The organism is Sphingobium lignivorans, assembly GCF_014203955.1.
GTDB lineage: Bacteria > Pseudomonadota > Alphaproteobacteria > Sphingomonadales > Sphingomonadaceae > Sphingobium > Sphingobium lignivorans.
Genome location: NZ_JACHKA010000001.1, coordinates 3,495,222 through 3,510,749, shown reverse-complemented (window position 1 = coordinate 3,510,749; position 15,528 = coordinate 3,495,222). Strand labels below are relative to the sequence as shown.

Here is a 15,528-nt window from a genome sequence, read left to right as displayed (position 1 = left end):
AAGTGCAATCTTCGTGTGGCGCGCATCTTCCGCGCATCGCGATGCGGGGTGTGGCGGTCATCGCGCCGGCATGGTGCAAAATGGGTCTGGTCGACCCCGGCGGGTCGCGATAGACCTGCCGCCATGACGATACTGACAAGGCTGCTCGCGAGGATCATCAACCAGGGCACGCTCACCATCCGCTATGCGGACGGGACGCAGGAAGTGCTCGGCACACCGGCCGAGAACTGGCCCGACGTCGCCATCAGCTTCACGGATGATGCCGCCGCGCGCGCGATCGTCACCAACCCGGCGCTGGGCGCCGCCGAGGGCTTCATGGACGGGCGGATGCTGCTGGAGCGCGGCACCATCTGGGATCTGCTCATGCTGATCTCGGCCAATGCGCCGATGGAAAGCAGCCGCAGCCTCGAGACGCCGGGCTTGCTCGGCCATGTCGGGGAGCGGCTCAAGCACTGGCACGACACCTACAACAAGCGCGACCGCTCGAAAGCGAATGTCGCGCATCATTACGACCTCTCCGACAAGCTCTACGACCTCTTCCTCGACGCGGACCGGCAATATAGCTGCGCCTATTTCGACGATCCGGAGACCGACAGCCTCGAGGACGCGCAGCTCCACAAGAAGGCCCATATCGCGGCCAAGCTGGCGCTGAGCCCCGGCCAGCGGGTGCTGGACATCGGCTGCGGCTGGGGCGGCATGGCGCTGTATCTCCATCGCGTGGCGGACGTGGACGTGCTCGGCGTCACGCTGTCCGAGGAGCAGCTCAAGGTCGCGCGGCGGCGGGCGCAGGAAGCGGGCGTGGCGGACCGGGTGCGCTTCGAGCTGATCGACTATCGCGACGTGCAGGGGGAGTTTGACCGGATCGTCTCGGTCGGCATGTTCGAGCATGTCGGCGCGCGGCATTACCGGGAATTCTTCCGCGTCTGCCACAATCTGCTGAAGCAGGACGGCGTGATGCTGCTGCACACGATTGGGCGGCTGAATGGCCCGTCCTCGACCGATGCCTTCATGCGCAAATATATCTTCCCCGGCGGCTATGCGCCCGCGCTCTCCGAGATCATGGAGGGCAGCGAGCCGAACAAGCTGCTGCTCACGGACATCGAGGTGCTGCGGCTCCATTATTATCACACGCTGCGCCACTGGTATGCGCGCGTGCTCGACGCGAAGGAGCAGATCGTGGCGCTTTACGACGAGCGCTTCTACCGCATGTGGACTTTCTACCTGGCGGCCGCGGCGTCCGGCTTCCTGTACGGCAGCCAGACCATCTACCAGCTCCAATATTGCCGCAACCGCCACACGCTGCCGCTGACGCGCGACTATATGGCGCAGGCTGAAGCCCGCTATCGCGCGCTGGGCTAGGGCTGATCGACATCCAGCGCTGACGGACTGCAAATGGCGGTTTCCCGTGCTTCCGGTGCTCACGTACCGTAAGTACGCTGCGCGCCGGGTCCCGAAAAACCACCATTTTCGCCACGCCATCATCTGGATGTCGATCAGCCCTAGGTCGGGCCGGTCGGCGATGGCCGTTCGCCCGGTTCAGGCGGGGTGGCGCGCCGCCATTTCCGCCCAGCCCGCGCGCACGATCTGCTCGAGGACGGCCATGTCCACATCGTCCAGCCGGTTGATGTAGAGGCAGGCCTTGCCCGTCTTGTGCTTGCCGAGGCGCGCGAGCAGGGGCTGGGCATCCGCAGAGCCCGCCAGCACATAGAGGACGAGATTGGCCTTGCGGGGCGAGAAGCCGATCCGGCACATCTCCCCTTCATGGCCGCTGTCGTATCGATAATGGTGGCGGCCCGAAACCGATGATGGACGGGCCCCACATCGCGGCGGGCTCGCCACTGATCCGCGCCATGAGGTCCAGCAGCCGCAGGCCGTCCTCGCGGCGCACGGGATTGTCCAGCGCCGCGAGGAAAGCGGCGGGACTTTGCCCGGTCGTCTTCGTCTTCAGTTCCGCCATGCATGCGCTCCGGCCATCCGACTCGCCCGGCAGGATGCCATGTTTGCCCGCTTCCGCCAATTGAGCGCCCTGCAATTGCCCGCGCCCGATGCCGCTGGTAAACCGGCGGGGGCGGGATCGAACAAGGGGAAGTGCATCATGGCCTCAGGCATCGAGGCAGTGGGCGAGGCCATGACCGGCGCGGTGGTCGCCGGGGCCGTCGAGCCGGGGCATGGCGAAGGCGGGGCGGCGGCGCATGGCAACTGCCTCAATTGCGGCACGCCGCTCAAGGGCCATTATTGCCACGCCTGCGGCCAGAACGGCCATCTGCATCGCTCGCTCGGGGGCTTTGCGCATGACATCATGCACGGCGTCCTCCATTTCGAGGGCAAGTTCTGGAACACGCTGCCGCTGCTGCTGATCAAGCCGGGCGAACTGACGCGGCGCTACATCGCGGGCGAGCGCGCGAAATTCGTCTCGCCAGTCGCCCTGTTCCTGTTCAGCGTGTTCCTGATGTTCGCGGTGGTGAATAATCTCGCGGGCTCGTGGAGCGCCAATGAATATCGCTCGCTCACGCGCGCCAATATCGAGCAGGAGATCGGCGATCTCGAAGAGCGGGCGACGCGGCTGGAAAGCCGCATCGAGAAAGCGCGCGCGGCGGGCGAGGACACAGCGGAGCTGGAGCAGCGGCTGGCTTCCACGCGCGAGAACATCGAGGTCACGAGGCTGTTCGCCGACAAGGTGAAGCCCGCCGCGGAGGTCGAGAAGGACACGTTCAAGACCGGCTGGGCAAAGCTCGACAAGGGCATCGCGGCGGTCAACGACAATCCCGACCTGTTCCTCTACCGGATGCAGACCAGCGCCTACAAGTTCAGTTGGCTGCTGATCCCGCTCTCGCTGCCGTTCGTGTGGATCCTGTTCTTCTGGAAGCGGCAATATCGCTTCTACGACCATCTGGTGTTCGTGACACTCTCGATCACCTTCATGAGCCTGCTGGTGACGACGCTGACCATCCTGGGCGCGCTGGGCGTCTCCTCCACCGCGATCGCCCTCGCGGCGATGATCGTGCCGCCGCTGCACATCTACAAGCAGGTGCGCGGCGCCTATCGGAGCCGGCGGATCACTGCCCTGTTCCGCGCCAGCTTCCTGGTGATGTCGGCCTTCGTGGCGCTTTCGCTCTTCCTCAGCATCCTGCTGGTGATGGGCATCATGAAGTGAGGCGCGGGCGAGGTGTTGCGCAAGAGGGCGGCGACTGATAACCGCGCGCCGTTCCTCCTTCCAGCAGCGGAAACCGCCCATGTCCGATAAGATCAACCGCGTCGTCCTCGCTTATTCCGGCGGTCTCGACACCAGCGTCATCCTCAAGTGGCTGCAGCAGGAATATCAGTGCGAGGTCGTGACCTTCACGGCCGATCTCGGGCAGGGCGAGGAACTGGAGCCCGCGCGGCAGAAGGCACGCAGCGCCGGCGTCAAGGAAGAGCATATCTTCATCGACGACCTGCGCGAGGAATTCGTGCGCGACTATGTCTTCCCGATGATGCGCGCCAATGCGCTCTACGAAGGGCTCTACCTGCTCGGCACCTCCATCGCGCGGCCGCTGATCGCCAAGCGCCAGATCGAGATCGCGCAGCAGGTGGGCGCGGACGCGGTGGCCCATGGCGCCACCGGCAAGGGCAATGACCAGGTGCGCTTCGAGCTCAGCTATTATGCGCTGCAGCCGGACATCAAGGTGATCGCGCCCTGGCGCGAATGGGACCTCACCAGCCGCACCCGCCTCATCGAATGGGCCGAGCAGCACCAGATCGCCGTGCCGAAGGACAAGCGCGGCGAAGCGCCTTTCTCGACCGACGCGAACATGCTGCACACCTCCTCCGAGGGCAAGGTGCTGGAGGACCCGTGGGAGGAAGTGCCCGACTATGTCTATTCACGCACCGTCAATCCCGAGGACGCGCCGGACCAGCCGGAATATATCACCATCGATTTCGAGAAGGGCGACGGGGTCGCGCTGAACGGCGTGGGGGTGAGCCCGGCGACGTTGCTCTCCTCGCTCAACGACCTCGGCTGCAAGCACGGCATCGGGCGGCTCGACCTCGTCGAGAACCGCTTCGTGGGCATGAAGTCGCGCGGCATGTACGAGACCCCGGGCGGCACCATCTATGCGCTTGCCCATCGCGGGATCGAGCAGCTCACGCTCGACCGGGGCGCCGCGCATCTCAAGGACGAGCTGATGCCGCGCTATGCCGAGCTGATCTACAACGGCTTCTGGTTCTCGCCCGAGCGGGAAATGCTGCAGGCGGCGATCGATCACAGTCAGGAAAAAGTCAGCGGGACAGTGCGGCTCAAGCTCTACAAGGGAAGCTGCATCGTAGTGGGCCGCAAATCGCCCCATTCGCTCTACAGCGAGAAGGTCGTGACCTTCGAGGATGATGCCGGCGCATATGACCAGCGCGACGCGGCGGGCTTCATCAAGCTCAACGCGCTGCGCCTGCGGCTGCTGGGCCGGCGAGACCGGTAAGGCGGGATCGGCCGGGGCGGCCGGTCACGCAGTCCGATCTGCGGGCAAGGATCAGACGGCCCCCCACAGCAGCAGCACGGCCATCGCCACCAGCGCGAGCACGAGCGAGATGGACAGGACATAGCGCACGATGTGCGGCGTCGAGCCGGCACGGGCCTCTTCGGTATTCTTGTGAATCTCGCGTTCCATGAGTCACTCCTTTCACAGCCAGAACGCGCGAGGTCCCCGTGCGTTTCCGGCGATCCGGGAGCATGCGCTCAGCTGAAGGCGCCCTCGCGCAGATTGATGCCATGTTCCAGCCACGCCTTGAGCGCGCAGAGCATGTGGGTCCAGCCCATGCAATTGCCGTAGGAGCCGGCGAGACCCTCGGGCGTCTCGCGCCAGCCATGCTCGCTGATGGAGACGAGCGTGCGCCCGCCCTCCAGCGGCTCGAAGCGCATGGTGACTTCCGTCCGGTAGCCGACGCTCACCACCGGATCGCCATCCTCCGGCACGCCTTCATTGGCTTCCCAGCGCAGGACGATCAGCCGGTCCGGCTCGAGCGTCGTCACTTCGACGGGGAAGGCGCCGGGGAAATCATGGAACGACCACATGACGGTGCTGCCCGCCTCCAGCCGGCCCTGCGCGCCGCCGGTGGTGAAATAGCGGGACAGCTGTCCCGGATCGGCAATTGCCTCGAACACCTCGTGAACCGGCCGGGCAATCCGGATCGAAACCTGAAATTTGAGATCCATCGGTCCTCTCCGCCTGAGTCTCCGCTTGAGTCGGCATCAATTATGTTATAAATTTATAACATGTCAATCAGCGATGCCCATGACCACGTGTTCAAGGCGCTGGCGGCCTCCGTTCGCCGCCAGATCCTGGACGACCTGCGCGACCAGCCGCTCACCACCGGCACGCTGTGCGCGCACTTTCCGGATCTCGACCGCTGCACGGTGATGCAGCATCTCAAGGTGCTGGAAGAAGCCGATCTGGTGACGGTGGTGCGGCGCGGGCGCGAGCGCTGGAACCACCTCAATCCGCTGCCGATCCACGACATCCACGAGCGATGGATCGGGCCGCATGCGGCGCAGGCCGTCACGATGCTGCGCCGGCTCAAGGACGAGCTGGAGCGCTGACGCGGCCAGCGGAAAGGCAGGCCGGCGGGGTGGACACGAAAGTGACCTGAAGCGTTGCGATGATAAGCCACCGCCAACATCATCCACCGCAAAGAGGACCCCGCCATGACCCTCCCGACGGACGCCACGCAGACGTCTCCCGCCGCGCCGGCCTCGGCCATCGATGCCATGATGACGCTCTGGACTCTCCCGGCCCGCCTTGGCCTTGCCGCGATGCAGAACGGCATGGCGATGGCGACGCAGATGCTGCCCATGGCGCTCGGGGCGCAGAAGATGCTGGGTCAGGACGCGATGGGGCAGGAAATGATGAATCAGGCGCGCGGGGCCGCGAAGGTCGCGGCCGAGGGCGCCAGCGCCCATGTGCAGAAGGTAGCGGAAGCCGCCGAGGAACAGGCCGCGCGCATCGACGACAAGCCGGGCGATACAGTGCCCAACCCGGCCGCTCTGGTCTCCTGACCGGCGGGAGCGGCCCGGCTGCTGCCCGGACTCAGCGCCGCCAGCGCGGGGGCGCTGCGCCGGCCACCTCACGATATTCGCCCTGCCGAGCGAGCATCCAGCCGGGATATTCGGGCGCGAGCCGGCTCGCCTCGGCGAGCGCGGCCAGTTCCGGCTCGGTGAGCTCGACATCGCTGGCAGCGATATTGTCCGCGAGCTGGTCGAGGCGCGTCGCGCCGACGATCACGCTGGTCACTACGCGCTGGTGAAGCAGCCAGGCCAGCGCGATCTGGGCGACGGAGACGGACCGGCTCTGCGCCATCGGCCGCATGACATCGATGATGTCGAAGGCCTTGTCCTTGTCGACGAGCGGAAAATCGAAGCTGGCCCGGCGTCCTTCGCCCGCGCCATCCCGGCTGAACTTGCCCGAGAGCAGGCCGCCCGCCAGCGGGCTCCAGACCATGAGGCCGACCCGCTCGGACAGCAGCATGGGCACCAGCTCACGCTCCAGATCGCGCCCGGCGATGCTGTAATAGGCCTGCAGGCTCTCGAAGCGCGCCAGATTCTGCGCCAGCGCGAGGCCATGCGCCTTGGCGATCTGCCAGGCCGCCCAGTTCGAGACGCCGACATAGCGGACATGGCCCTGCCGCACGAGATCGTCGAGCGCGCGCACTGTCTCCTCGATGGGCGTGGCATTGTCTAAGCCGTGAACCTGATAGAGATCGATATGGTCGGTCTGCAGGCGCTTCAGGCTGGCCTTGACCTGATCCATGATATGGCCGCGCGAGAGGCCGCGATCATTGACGCCGCTTCCCATCGGCCCGAGCACCTTTGTGGCGATCACCACGTCCGTGCGGGCAAGGCCGAGATTGCGGATCGCCTGGCCCAGCACGGCCTCCGACGAGCCGGACGAATAGACATTGGCAGTATCGTAGAAATTGATGCCGGCATCGAAGGCGGTCTTCACCATTGCATCGGCGGCGGACTGGCCGAGCTGCCCGATCTGCGTCCACAGGCCTTCGCCCGAGCCGAAGGTCATGGTGCCGAGGCAGAGTTCAGAAACGGTGAGGCCTGTGCGGCCAAGCTGGTTGTAGCGCATGGGGGACGACTCCGGCGGGGGGATGGGTAACAATATGGGCCGGGCCGGCGCGGATGCAACGCCGGACCGGCACGCCGAGACGGGCTGTTCAGCGACGAGGCTGCCATGCCATAAGCGCCGGGCTGCCGGCGAGCGGCGGCGACAGGAAGAGTGCCGGATGATGAGCATGACGCGACGGGCCGACAAGGCGATCCTGCCCTGGCGCTACGGCCTGTTCCTGCTGGTCTTCGCCAGCGCGCTCCCGCTCTCGCTGCTGCTGGGGCCGGTCCACGGCATCATGCTCGGCTTCGATCTGGGCGTGCTCGCGCTGCTCGCCACCGTCCCCTCGATGCTGTCTCACGGGGCGGACCGGATGCGCGAGCATGCCCGGCGCAACGACGCCAACCGCACCCTGATCCTGGCGCTAACCGGGATCGTCATGGGCGTCATCCTCGTGGTGGTCGCCAGCGCGCTCCTGTACGGCCACGGGACGCCGCTGCCGACCGCCGCGCTCATCATGGCGACGCTGACGCTGGCCTGGCTCTTCTCCAACATCGTCTACACGCTGCACTACGCCTTCCTGTTCTACAGCGGCGGCAAGGATGGCGGGGACCGGGGCGGGCTCGACTTTCCGCGCCGGGAGGAGCCGGATTACTGGGACTTCGCCTATTTCGCCTTCACGCTCGGCATGACCTTCCAGACCAGCGACATCGCGATCACCGATCCGGGCCTGCGCAAGGTGGCGCTGTTCCATTGCCTCGCCGCCTTCGTGTTCAATCTCGGCATCGTCGCCTTCACCATCAACATGCTGGGCGGCTGAACGACTTCACGGCTTGCTTACCATTGCGGGCTAGGACAGCGGCATGAACGATCGCCCTGCCGCGCCGGAACCATGCCCGCCATCGGCGGTCAGCCATGGTGTCGGGCTGGCTGGCCTTGCCGGGCTGGCCGTCTGGATCGTGGTCGCGCGGCACTATCACATGGACGGGCCGCATGCCGGCCTCGCCGCCGTGTTCGCCTGCGGCATCCCGATGATCCTCTGGTCGCTGCTCATCGACAAGGTGCATCGCCGCGCCAGCACCGGGCTCGACTGGTCGAACCCGCGCCCGCTGCGCGCGGTGGTGGACGGGGCCGTCATCAAGATCACCGGCCTGTGGACGACATGGGGCATCATTGCGCTCTTCTACGTGACCGGCGGCTGGTACATGCAGGGCGACTATCGCTATGCGCTCTCCGTCATCAGCCATGCGGCGCCGGCGGTGGTGCTGCTCTCCATCCCCTATGTGCTGTGGATCGACCGCCACATGCTGGAACCGCGCGACGGCGCCTACGCCTTCGGGCAATGGCTGATCGGCGGCGCGGCAGGCAGACCCGCGCGCGGCGCGATCGCCAACCATGCGCTGAGCTGGACGGTCAAGGCCTTCTTCCTCGCCTTCATGCTCGCCGTCGTGCCGGGCAGTTTTGCGGGCATGGTGCGCTGGCAGACAGCGGACCTGTGGACCAATCCCGTCAGCCTCGCGGGATTCCTTATCACGCTGATGTTCGTGGTGGACGTCGCTTTCGCCACGGCGGGCTATGTGCTGACCATGCGGCCGCTCGACGCGCATATCCGCTCCGCCAATCCGCTGCTCGGCGGCTGGATCGCGGCGCTGATCTGCTATCCGCCCTTCGTGCTGATGGGGCCCGGCGGGCCGCTCTTCTACGAGACGGACACGCGAAGCTGGGACTATTGGCTGGCCGGCCATCCGGCACTGCTCTGGATGTGGGGTGGGCTGCTGGTGGCGCTCACGGGCGTCTATGCCTGGGCGACGGTGGCCTTCGGGCTGCGTTTCTCCAACCTCACCCACCGGGGCATCTTGACGCACGGGCCCTATCGGCTGAGCCGGCACCCGGCCTATCTCTCCAAGAACGCCTTCTGGTGGTGCTCGGCCATGCCGTTCCTCGTGACGACGGGCAGCCTGGAGACGGCGGTGCGCAACACGCTGCTGCTCGCGCTCACCAGCGGAGTTTATTACTGGCGCGCCCGCACCGAGGAAGCGCATCTGGGGACGGACCCGGCCTATCGCGCCTATTCCGACTGGATGGCGCGCCATGGCCCGGTGCCGCGCCTGCTTGCTTTGATCGGCGGGCAGCGCGCGCCGAAGCGGGAAGGGGACATTCAGCCGGCCCGAATGACCGGCGGAGGTCGTTCCGTCAGTCCGCCGCGCCTGAAGAGTGCCGACGGATGCGCGGCCGCTTAGTAGCTTTCCTCGGCATAGATGCACGAGATGTCGCCGCCCCACGCGCCTTCATAGCGCGCCAGCAGGCGCTCGGCATGGGTGCGGCCGCTGGCCACCACCTCATCGAGCGCGGCGAGATAGCCGGTCTCGTTGTCGCCGATGCTGTTGAGCCGGGCGCGGGCGGCAAGGCCGGCGCGCGCGATGTCCAGCACCTGCGCCGCGATGTCGCGCAGCGTGCGTCCGTCGCCCAGAGGCGTGGCGAGGCCGAGCCGGGGCACTTCGGCCCGCAGCGTCTCGCGCGCGTCCATCGTCCAGTGCTTCACGACATCCCATGCCGCATCCAGCGCGGCATCGTCATAGAGCAGGCCCACCCAGAAGGCGGGCAGCGCGCAGATGCGGTTCCACGGGCCGCCATCCGCGCCGCGCATTTCGAGGAAGCTCTTCATGCGCACTTCGGGGAAGGCGGTGGACAGATGGTCCGACCAGTCGCTCATGCGCGGCTTCTCGCCGGGCAGCGCGGGGAGCCGGCCTTCCAGGAAATCGCGGAAGTTCTGGCCGGCCGCGTCGATATACTTCCCGTCCCGGTAGACGAAGTACATCGGCACATCGAGCGCATAGTCGGCATAGCGCTCGTAACCGAAGCCATCCTCGAAGACGAAAGGCAGCATGCCGGTGCGCGCCGGATCGGTATCCGACCAGATGTGGCTGCGATAGGAAAGATAGCCGTTGGGCTTGCCTTCCGTGAAGGGCGAGTTGGCGAACAGGGCCGTCGCGAGCGGCTGGAGCGCCAGGGAGACGCGGAACATCTTCGCCATCCGCGCTTCGTCCGAATAATCGAGATTGACCTGGATGGTGCAGGTCCGCAGCATCATGTCCAGCCCGAGACTGCCGACGCGCGGCATGTGGCGCAGCATGATGGCATAGCGCCCCTTGGGCATGACCGGCAGTTCCGCGCGCGTCTTGTCCGGCCACATGCCAAGGCCGAGGAAGCCCAGGCCGAGCCGATCGCCCACCGCCTTCACCTGCTCGAGATGGCGGCCGGTCTCGGCGCAGGTCTCATGCAGATTGTCGCGCGCCGCGCCGGACAGCTCGAGCTGGCCGGCAGGCTCCAGGCTGATGCCGCCATCCGCGCCGGCGAGCGCAATGACATTGCCGCCTTCCATGACGGGCTCCCAGCCATAAGCGCGCAGCCCCTCGAGCAGATCGCGGATGCCGCCGGGCTCGTCATAGGAAGGCGCGCGGTAATCGGCCTTGCGATAGACGAACTTCTCGTGCTCGGTGCCGATCTTCCAGTCGGTCGGCGGCTTCTCGCCGCGCTCGAACAGGCTGACCAGCTGGTCCCGGGATTCGATGATGTCGTCCTTGCCGGTCGATTCAGTGCGTGTGCTCATGGCCGGTTCGTGTCCTCACCCTTCGCCGGGGCCCATAGGGTCTTTGCGGGAGGCGTGCAATTTCATTTCGTTTCGCAACTTGTCCAGTCGCCGTTGATCGCCATCCAGCAGGCGGTGGCCGCGATGGCGGCGGTTTCCGCGCGCAGGATGCGCGGGCCGAGCGAGATGGGACGGGCGGAGGGATGAGCGCGGATCAGCGCGCGTTCGGCTGGTGCGAAGCCGCCTTCCGGGCCGACGAGCAGCGCCGCCGGGCCGGGATGGGCGGCGAAGGCATCGCGCATGGGCGCGCCGCCGGTCTCGTCCGCGAAGAACAGGGTGCGGCCCTGCGGCCAGTCCGCCAGCAAGGCGGCGAGGGGCACCAGACCGGCCAGCGCGGGCAAGGCGGTGCGGCCGCATTGCTCGGCCGCTTCCACCAGATGCGCATGCAGCCGGTCCGCATTGACCTTGTCCACCACGCAGCGCTCGGCGAGCACGGGCACGAGGCGCGCGACGCCCAGCTCGCAGGCCTTCTCCGCCACCAGATCGATGCGGCCCTTGCGGATCGGCGCGGCGCAGAGCCAGAAATCCGGCACCGATTCGAGCGGGCGCGTCTGCTGCGTGCAGTGGAGGACGAGGTCGCGCTTGCGGACCTGCCCGGCCGTTGCAGCCCATTCCCCCGCGCGGCCATCGAACAGGAGGACAGTGTCGCCTTCCCGGATCCGCATCACGGAGATGAGATAATGGGCGCCATTGCCGTCCACCGGCACGGCGACGCCCGCACCCAGCGCCGCCTCGACGAAGAGGCGCGGAGCGGATCGCGGAGGCCAGGCGGGCGTGGCGGGCATGAAAGCGCCCATAATATGAGGGCGGCGGCGAAAGCGAGTGTTTTGCTGGGGGATCAACCGGGAAGTGGGGCCGGCGGTGCGCAAAGCGGACATGGCCGCCGGCGGGGCACCGGCGGCCATAACTGTCAGGGAGGGCAGGGCCTCCGGGGCGCGAATCACATGCCGGCGGCAGTGGGCCGGACGACGATCTCGTTGATGTCCACGCCCTCGGGCTGTTCGAGCGCGAAGCGGATCGCGCGGGCGATCGCGTCGGGCGTCAGCGACTTCCTGCGCCACTCCTGCAATGCCGCCGCGACATTCTGATCGGTGATGTCATGGCCCAGCTCGGTCGCGACCACGCCGGGGGAAATGACGGTCGCGCGGATGTCGTCATGCTCCTGCCGCAGCCCGTCGGTGATTGCCCAGACGGCATGTTTGGTGGCGCAGTAGACCGCCGCCGTGGGCATCACGAAATGGGCCGCGATGGAGGCGACATTGACGACATGGCCCGAGCGCTGCGCGACGAAGCGCGGCAGGACCGCGGCGATGCCGTTCAGCACGCCATGGATGTTGACGTCGATCATCTTCTTCCACTCGTCGCGCTTCAACGCCGCGAGAGGGGAGAGAGGCATGACGCCGGCATTGTTCACCAGCGCATCGACGCGCCCGAAGCGTGCCTCGGCAGCGGCGACGAAGGCCTCGACACTGTCGGCATCGGTCACGTCCAGCACTTGCCAGGCGACCTGCTCGCCCAGTTCTTCCGCCAGCGCCTGCAAGCGATCGCCCCGGCGGGCGCCGATGAACAGCTTCGCGCCGCTCCGGGCGAGCTCGCGCACCGTCGCTTCACCGATTCCGCTCGAGGCGCCGGTCACGAGTATGATCTTGTCGGTCACTCCAGTCATGATGAACTCCTTCGCTGTTGGTGGCCCCGAAATGCAGCGAAAGCGGCGGGATGCGGTAGACCGATCATCCGTCCGAATTGCACGATCCTCCGAAATCGATGCGCGCCGCTTGCACTCCGGCCCATCCTGAGGGACAGGAAGGGCATGGACAGGATGCAGACGCTCGCGGAGATCATCACACGGCACGCCCCGGCGACGGGGATGTATGGCACCCCGGTCGGGTGCCTGTCCCTCTTTCGGGCGGATCGGCCGACGCTGCCCATACCGTCCGTCTACAAGGCGTCGCTTTGCCTGATTGCCCAGGGTGCCAAGCGCGTGTCGCTTCACGACCATAGCCTCGTCTACGACGCCTCGCATTATCTCGTCGTCTCGGTGGATCTTCCGCTGACCGGGCACATCATCGAGGCGGGGGAGGGCGCGCCCTATCTCTGCTGCCAGATCGACCTCGATCTCTCCGCGCTGGCGGACCTCATCATCGCGCAGGGACTGACGGCCCGCGCCGCGCCCACGCCGGCCCTCGCCGTCTATCCGAGCGACCCGGACCTCATCGACGCCGCCTGCCGGCTGGTGAAGCTGCTCGACCAGCCGCAGGCCGTGCCCACGCTCGCGCCGCTGATCGAGCGGGAAATCCTCTACCGGCTGCTGACCGGACCGCACGGCGCGACATTGCGGCACCTGGCGGCGGCCGACAGCCATCTCAGCCAGGTGAGCCGCGCGATCGCCCGGATTCGTGGCCAGTTCCGCGAGCAGCTGCGCATCCGGGACATCGCGGCAGCGGCAGGGATGAGCGAATCCTCGTTGCACGAGCATTTCAAGGCGATCACGCGGATGACGCCGCTCGAATATCAGAAGCAGCTGCGCCTGCAGGAAGCGCGGCGGCTGATGCTGGCGGAAGGCGTGAGTGCAGGCAGCGCGGGCTTCGCCGTGGGCTATGACAGCCCCTCGCAGTTCAGCCGGGAATATCGCCGGCTGTTCGGCGCGCCGCCGCGCCAGGACATCGACCGCATGCAGATGGGCCGCGACTATCTGAACGCCGCCTGAGAGCCCGGCGGCGGCTCAGGTGGCGAAGATCATGTCGTCGCTGGCGAAGCTCTTGAATTCGAGCGCATTGCCGCTCGGATCGAGGAAGAACATCGTCGCCTGCTCGCCGACCTCGCCCGCGAAGCGCACATAGGGCTCGATGACGAAGCGCGTGCCGGCCGTCTTCAGGCGTGCGGCGAGATCGTCCCAGTCCGCCCGGTCGAGGATGACGCCGAAATGCGGGACCGGCACGTCGTGGCCGTCCACCGGGTTGCGGATCGGGTCATGCGCTTTTCCGGCCGGATCGAGATGCGCGACGATCTGGTGGCCATAAAGATCGAAATCGATCCAGGAGTCGCTGCTGCGTCCTTCCCGGCAACCCATGACGTCCCCGTAAAAGGCGCGCGCCGCGGCGAGATCGTGGACGGGAAAGGCGATGTGGAAGGGTCTCATCGGCGGGCCTCCGGTCAGCGCGGAATTGCAACTGTCATCAAGGCGCGCGATAGGAGCGCCCAAGATGAAAATCCAGACAATCGATCGGGCAGCCGCGCAGGCATGGCTCGCGAAACGGCCGGGCCTCGTGGCACTGGGCGCGGGCGTCCTTTCCGCGACCGGCTTCGAGCCGCTGCGCCTGTGGCCCGTGACGCTGGCGATGCTGGCGCTGTTCATGCAGCTGCTCTGGCGCGCGCGCGACCGGCGCGAGGCTGCGCGCATCGGCTATGCCTTCGGCCTTGGGCAGTTCACCGTGGGGCTCAACTGGATCGCCCACGCCTTCACTTTCCAAGATGCGATGCCGCATTGGCTCGGCTATCCCGCCATTCTCCTCCTCTCCTTCTACCTTGCTTTCTATCCGGCGATGGCCGCGCTCATCGGCTGGCAGCTCGGGCGCGGGCGGGCGCAGCTCTTCGCGCTGTTCCTTGGCTGCGCGTGGCTGCTGACGGAATATCTGCGCGCCACGATGTTCACCGGCTTCCCCTGGAATCCGCTGGGCGTCATCTGGCTGGGCACCGGCGTCGACCAGCTCGCGATCGCGATCGGCACTTATGGGCTTGGCCTTGTTGCCATGCTGGCGGCAGGCGCGCTGTGGTGGGCCGCGCACCGGCAATGGCGCCCGGCGGCGATGGTGACGGGCGGCCTCGTGCTCGTCGCGCTGCTCGGGACGCTGCGTGCAGGGCAGGTGGGCGCACCGGCAGAGGGCAGCGGCGTGGCGATTCGCGTCGTCCAGCCCAACATCAACCAGAATGAGAAATATGATCCGCAGCTCGAGGAACTGAACTTCCGCCGCCTCTCCGCGCTCACCGGCGCGCCGGGCGCGGCGCCGCGACTGGTGTTCTGGCCGGAAGCCGCCGTGCCCGCCATTCTCGACATGGAACCGGCCTGGCGCGCGCGCATCGCCTCGCTGCTGGGGCCGGGCGACCTGCTGATGCTGGGCGGCGACAAGTTCCATTTCCGCGAGCGGGACGGGATCATGGACGCCAATGTGCTGGAAGGCGCCAACAACAGCCTGTGGGTGATGGACGCGCGCGGCGCGCTGCTCGGGCGCTACGACAAGGCGCATCTCGTCCCTTATGGCGAATATCTGCCGATGCGGTCGCTGCTCTCGGGCATCGGTCTTGCGCGGCTGGTGCCCGGCGACATCGATTTCTGGCCGGGCCCCGGACCGCGCACGCTGGACCTGCCCGGCGCGCAGGGGCGGCCATCGCTGCGCATGGCGGTGCAGATCTGCTACGAGATCGTGTTCTCCGGCCAGATCATCGACCGCGCGAACCGTCCGGACTTCATCTTCAACCCGTCCAATGACGCCTGGTTCGGCACCTGGGGGCCACCGCAGCATCTCGCGCAGGCGCGGCTGCGGGGAATCGAGGAAGGGCTGCCGGTGATCCGCTCGACACCCACCGGCATCTCGGCACTCGTGGATGCCGCCGGGCACGTGGTGGCCGCCATTCCGCACGGCGCGGCCGGCGCTTTCGACGCGCGCCTGCCCGTCGCGACCAGGCCGACGCCCTTCGCCCGCTGGGGCAACATCCTCCCTCTCACGCTCGCTGCCATGCTTATCGTTAGCGGCGTTGCCATTGGGCGACGCAACCGCTAAGGGGCACACATAAACATTT

At 67.0% G+C, this 15,528-nt stretch carries 18 protein-coding genes; 9 read left to right on the top strand and 9 right to left on the bottom strand.

The annotated features are described in order from the left end of the window. The first annotated feature begins 123 nt into the window (after window positions 1-123). Complete coding sequence (locus HNP60_RS16220; RefSeq protein ID WP_184155794.1) at window positions 124-1,359, top strand: SAM-dependent methyltransferase; 1,236 nt, start codon at window positions 124-126, stop codon at window positions 1,357-1,359. Between the two features lie 177 nt (window positions 1,360-1,536). Here the strand turns inward: HNP60_RS16220 and HNP60_RS20225 are convergent, their stop codons facing one another. Both HNP60_RS20225 and HNP60_RS20220 read right to left on the bottom strand, forming a co-directional pair. Beyond that, window positions 1,537-1,752: a DUF1801 domain-containing protein gene (locus tag HNP60_RS20225; protein WP_338056732.1), complete on the bottom strand. Its 216-nt coding sequence runs from the start codon at window positions 1,750-1,752 to the stop codon at window positions 1,537-1,539. Window positions 1,753-1,759: 7 nt separating this feature from the next. Further along, window positions 1,760-1,957, bottom strand: coding sequence for a hypothetical protein (locus tag HNP60_RS20220; RefSeq protein WP_338056731.1), 198 nt, complete (start codon window positions 1,955-1,957; stop codon window positions 1,760-1,762). A 138-nt stretch (window positions 1,958-2,095) separates the two neighbouring features. On the opposite strand from HNP60_RS20220, the gene HNP60_RS16210 reads away from it, so the two are divergent. Continuing rightward, on the top strand, window positions 2,096-3,154 hold the full coding sequence (locus HNP60_RS16210) for a DUF3667 domain-containing protein (protein ID WP_184155792.1): 1,059 nt from the start codon (window positions 2,096-2,098) through the stop codon (window positions 3,152-3,154). Window positions 3,155-3,233: 79 nt separating this feature from the next. Continuing rightward, the gene (locus HNP60_RS16205) at window positions 3,234-4,451 is read left to right on the top strand and encodes an argininosuccinate synthase (protein WP_184052771.1); all 1,218 of its coding nucleotides are present in this window, start codon (window positions 3,234-3,236) and stop codon (window positions 4,449-4,451) included. A 51-nt stretch (window positions 4,452-4,502) separates the two neighbouring features. Here the strand turns inward: HNP60_RS16205 and HNP60_RS16200 are convergent, their stop codons facing one another. Together HNP60_RS16200 and HNP60_RS16195 are read right to left on the bottom strand one after the other, a co-directional pair. Then, window positions 4,503-4,640, bottom strand: a complete 138-nt coding sequence (locus HNP60_RS16200) for a hypothetical protein (RefSeq protein ID WP_014077654.1) — start codon at window positions 4,638-4,640, stop codon at window positions 4,503-4,505. Window positions 4,641-4,708: 68 nt separating this feature from the next. After that, entirely contained in the window at window positions 4,709-5,185 is a 477-nt protein-coding gene (locus HNP60_RS16195) for an SRPBCC family protein (RefSeq protein ID WP_184155790.1), read from the bottom strand. Between the two features lie 60 nt (window positions 5,186-5,245). Between HNP60_RS16195 and HNP60_RS16190 the strand changes: the two genes are divergently transcribed. Together HNP60_RS16190 and HNP60_RS16185 are read left to right on the top strand one after the other, a co-directional pair. Continuing rightward, window positions 5,246-5,569, top strand: a complete 324-nt coding sequence (locus HNP60_RS16190; protein WP_184155788.1) for an ArsR/SmtB family transcription factor — start codon at window positions 5,246-5,248, stop codon at window positions 5,567-5,569. Window positions 5,570-5,674: 105 nt separating this feature from the next. Beyond that, window positions 5,675-6,025, top strand: a complete 351-nt coding sequence (locus HNP60_RS16185) for a hypothetical protein (protein ID WP_184155786.1) — start codon at window positions 5,675-5,677, stop codon at window positions 6,023-6,025. A gap of 31 nt (window positions 6,026-6,056) precedes the next feature. On the opposite strand, the gene HNP60_RS16180 is transcribed toward HNP60_RS16185, so the two are convergent. Next, window positions 6,057-7,103, bottom strand: a complete 1,047-nt coding sequence (locus HNP60_RS16180) for an aldo/keto reductase (RefSeq protein ID WP_184155785.1) — start codon at window positions 7,101-7,103, stop codon at window positions 6,057-6,059. Between the two features lie 160 nt (window positions 7,104-7,263). Here HNP60_RS16180 and HNP60_RS16175 point away from each other — a divergent pair, with 160 nt between their 5' ends. Further along, complete coding sequence (locus tag HNP60_RS16175; RefSeq protein WP_184157139.1) at window positions 7,264-7,902, top strand: DUF1345 domain-containing protein; 639 nt, start codon at window positions 7,264-7,266, stop codon at window positions 7,900-7,902. A 43-nt stretch (window positions 7,903-7,945) separates the two neighbouring features. Next, the gene (locus tag HNP60_RS16170) at window positions 7,946-9,322 is read left to right on the top strand and encodes a methyltransferase family protein (protein ID WP_260394956.1); all 1,377 of its coding nucleotides are present in this window, start codon (window positions 7,946-7,948) and stop codon (window positions 9,320-9,322) included. Here the strand turns inward: HNP60_RS16170 and HNP60_RS16165 are convergent. The 3 genes from HNP60_RS16165 to HNP60_RS16155 all read right to left on the bottom strand — a co-directional run bounded on the left by HNP60_RS16165 (window position 9,319) and on the right by HNP60_RS16155 (window position 12,397). After that, window positions 9,319-10,692: a glutamate--cysteine ligase gene (locus tag HNP60_RS16165; protein WP_184155783.1), complete on the bottom strand. Its 1,374-nt coding sequence runs from the start codon at window positions 10,690-10,692 to the stop codon at window positions 9,319-9,321. The two genes, HNP60_RS16170 and HNP60_RS16165, sit on opposite strands and share 4 nt — an antisense overlap. A gap of 62 nt (window positions 10,693-10,754) precedes the next feature. Beyond that, window positions 10,755-11,516, bottom strand: a complete 762-nt coding sequence (locus tag HNP60_RS16160; protein WP_184155781.1) for a 16S rRNA (uracil(1498)-N(3))-methyltransferase — start codon at window positions 11,514-11,516, stop codon at window positions 10,755-10,757. A 155-nt stretch (window positions 11,517-11,671) separates the two neighbouring features. Continuing rightward, window positions 11,672-12,397: an SDR family oxidoreductase gene (locus tag HNP60_RS16155; protein WP_184155779.1), complete on the bottom strand. Its 726-nt coding sequence runs from the start codon at window positions 12,395-12,397 to the stop codon at window positions 11,672-11,674. Between the two features lie 144 nt (window positions 12,398-12,541). On the opposite strand from HNP60_RS16155, the gene HNP60_RS16150 reads away from it, so the two are divergent. Beyond that, window positions 12,542-13,438, top strand: coding sequence for an AraC family transcriptional regulator (locus tag HNP60_RS16150; RefSeq protein ID WP_184155777.1), 897 nt, complete (start codon window positions 12,542-12,544; stop codon window positions 13,436-13,438). Window positions 13,439-13,453: 15 nt separating this feature from the next. Here the strand turns inward: HNP60_RS16150 and HNP60_RS16145 are convergent, their stop codons facing one another. Beyond that, window positions 13,454-13,870 carry a VOC family protein gene (locus HNP60_RS16145; RefSeq protein ID WP_184155775.1) on the bottom strand — a complete coding sequence of 139 codons (417 nt, stop codon included), beginning with the start codon at window positions 13,868-13,870 and terminating at the stop codon, window positions 13,454-13,456. 64 nt (window positions 13,871-13,934) lie between these two features. On the opposite strand from HNP60_RS16145, the gene lnt reads away from it, so the two are divergent. Continuing rightward, the gene (gene lnt, locus HNP60_RS16140) at window positions 13,935-15,509 is read left to right on the top strand and encodes an apolipoprotein N-acyltransferase (RefSeq protein WP_184155773.1); all 1,575 of its coding nucleotides are present in this window, start codon (window positions 13,935-13,937) and stop codon (window positions 15,507-15,509) included. Window positions 15,510-15,528 lie beyond the last annotated feature (19 nt).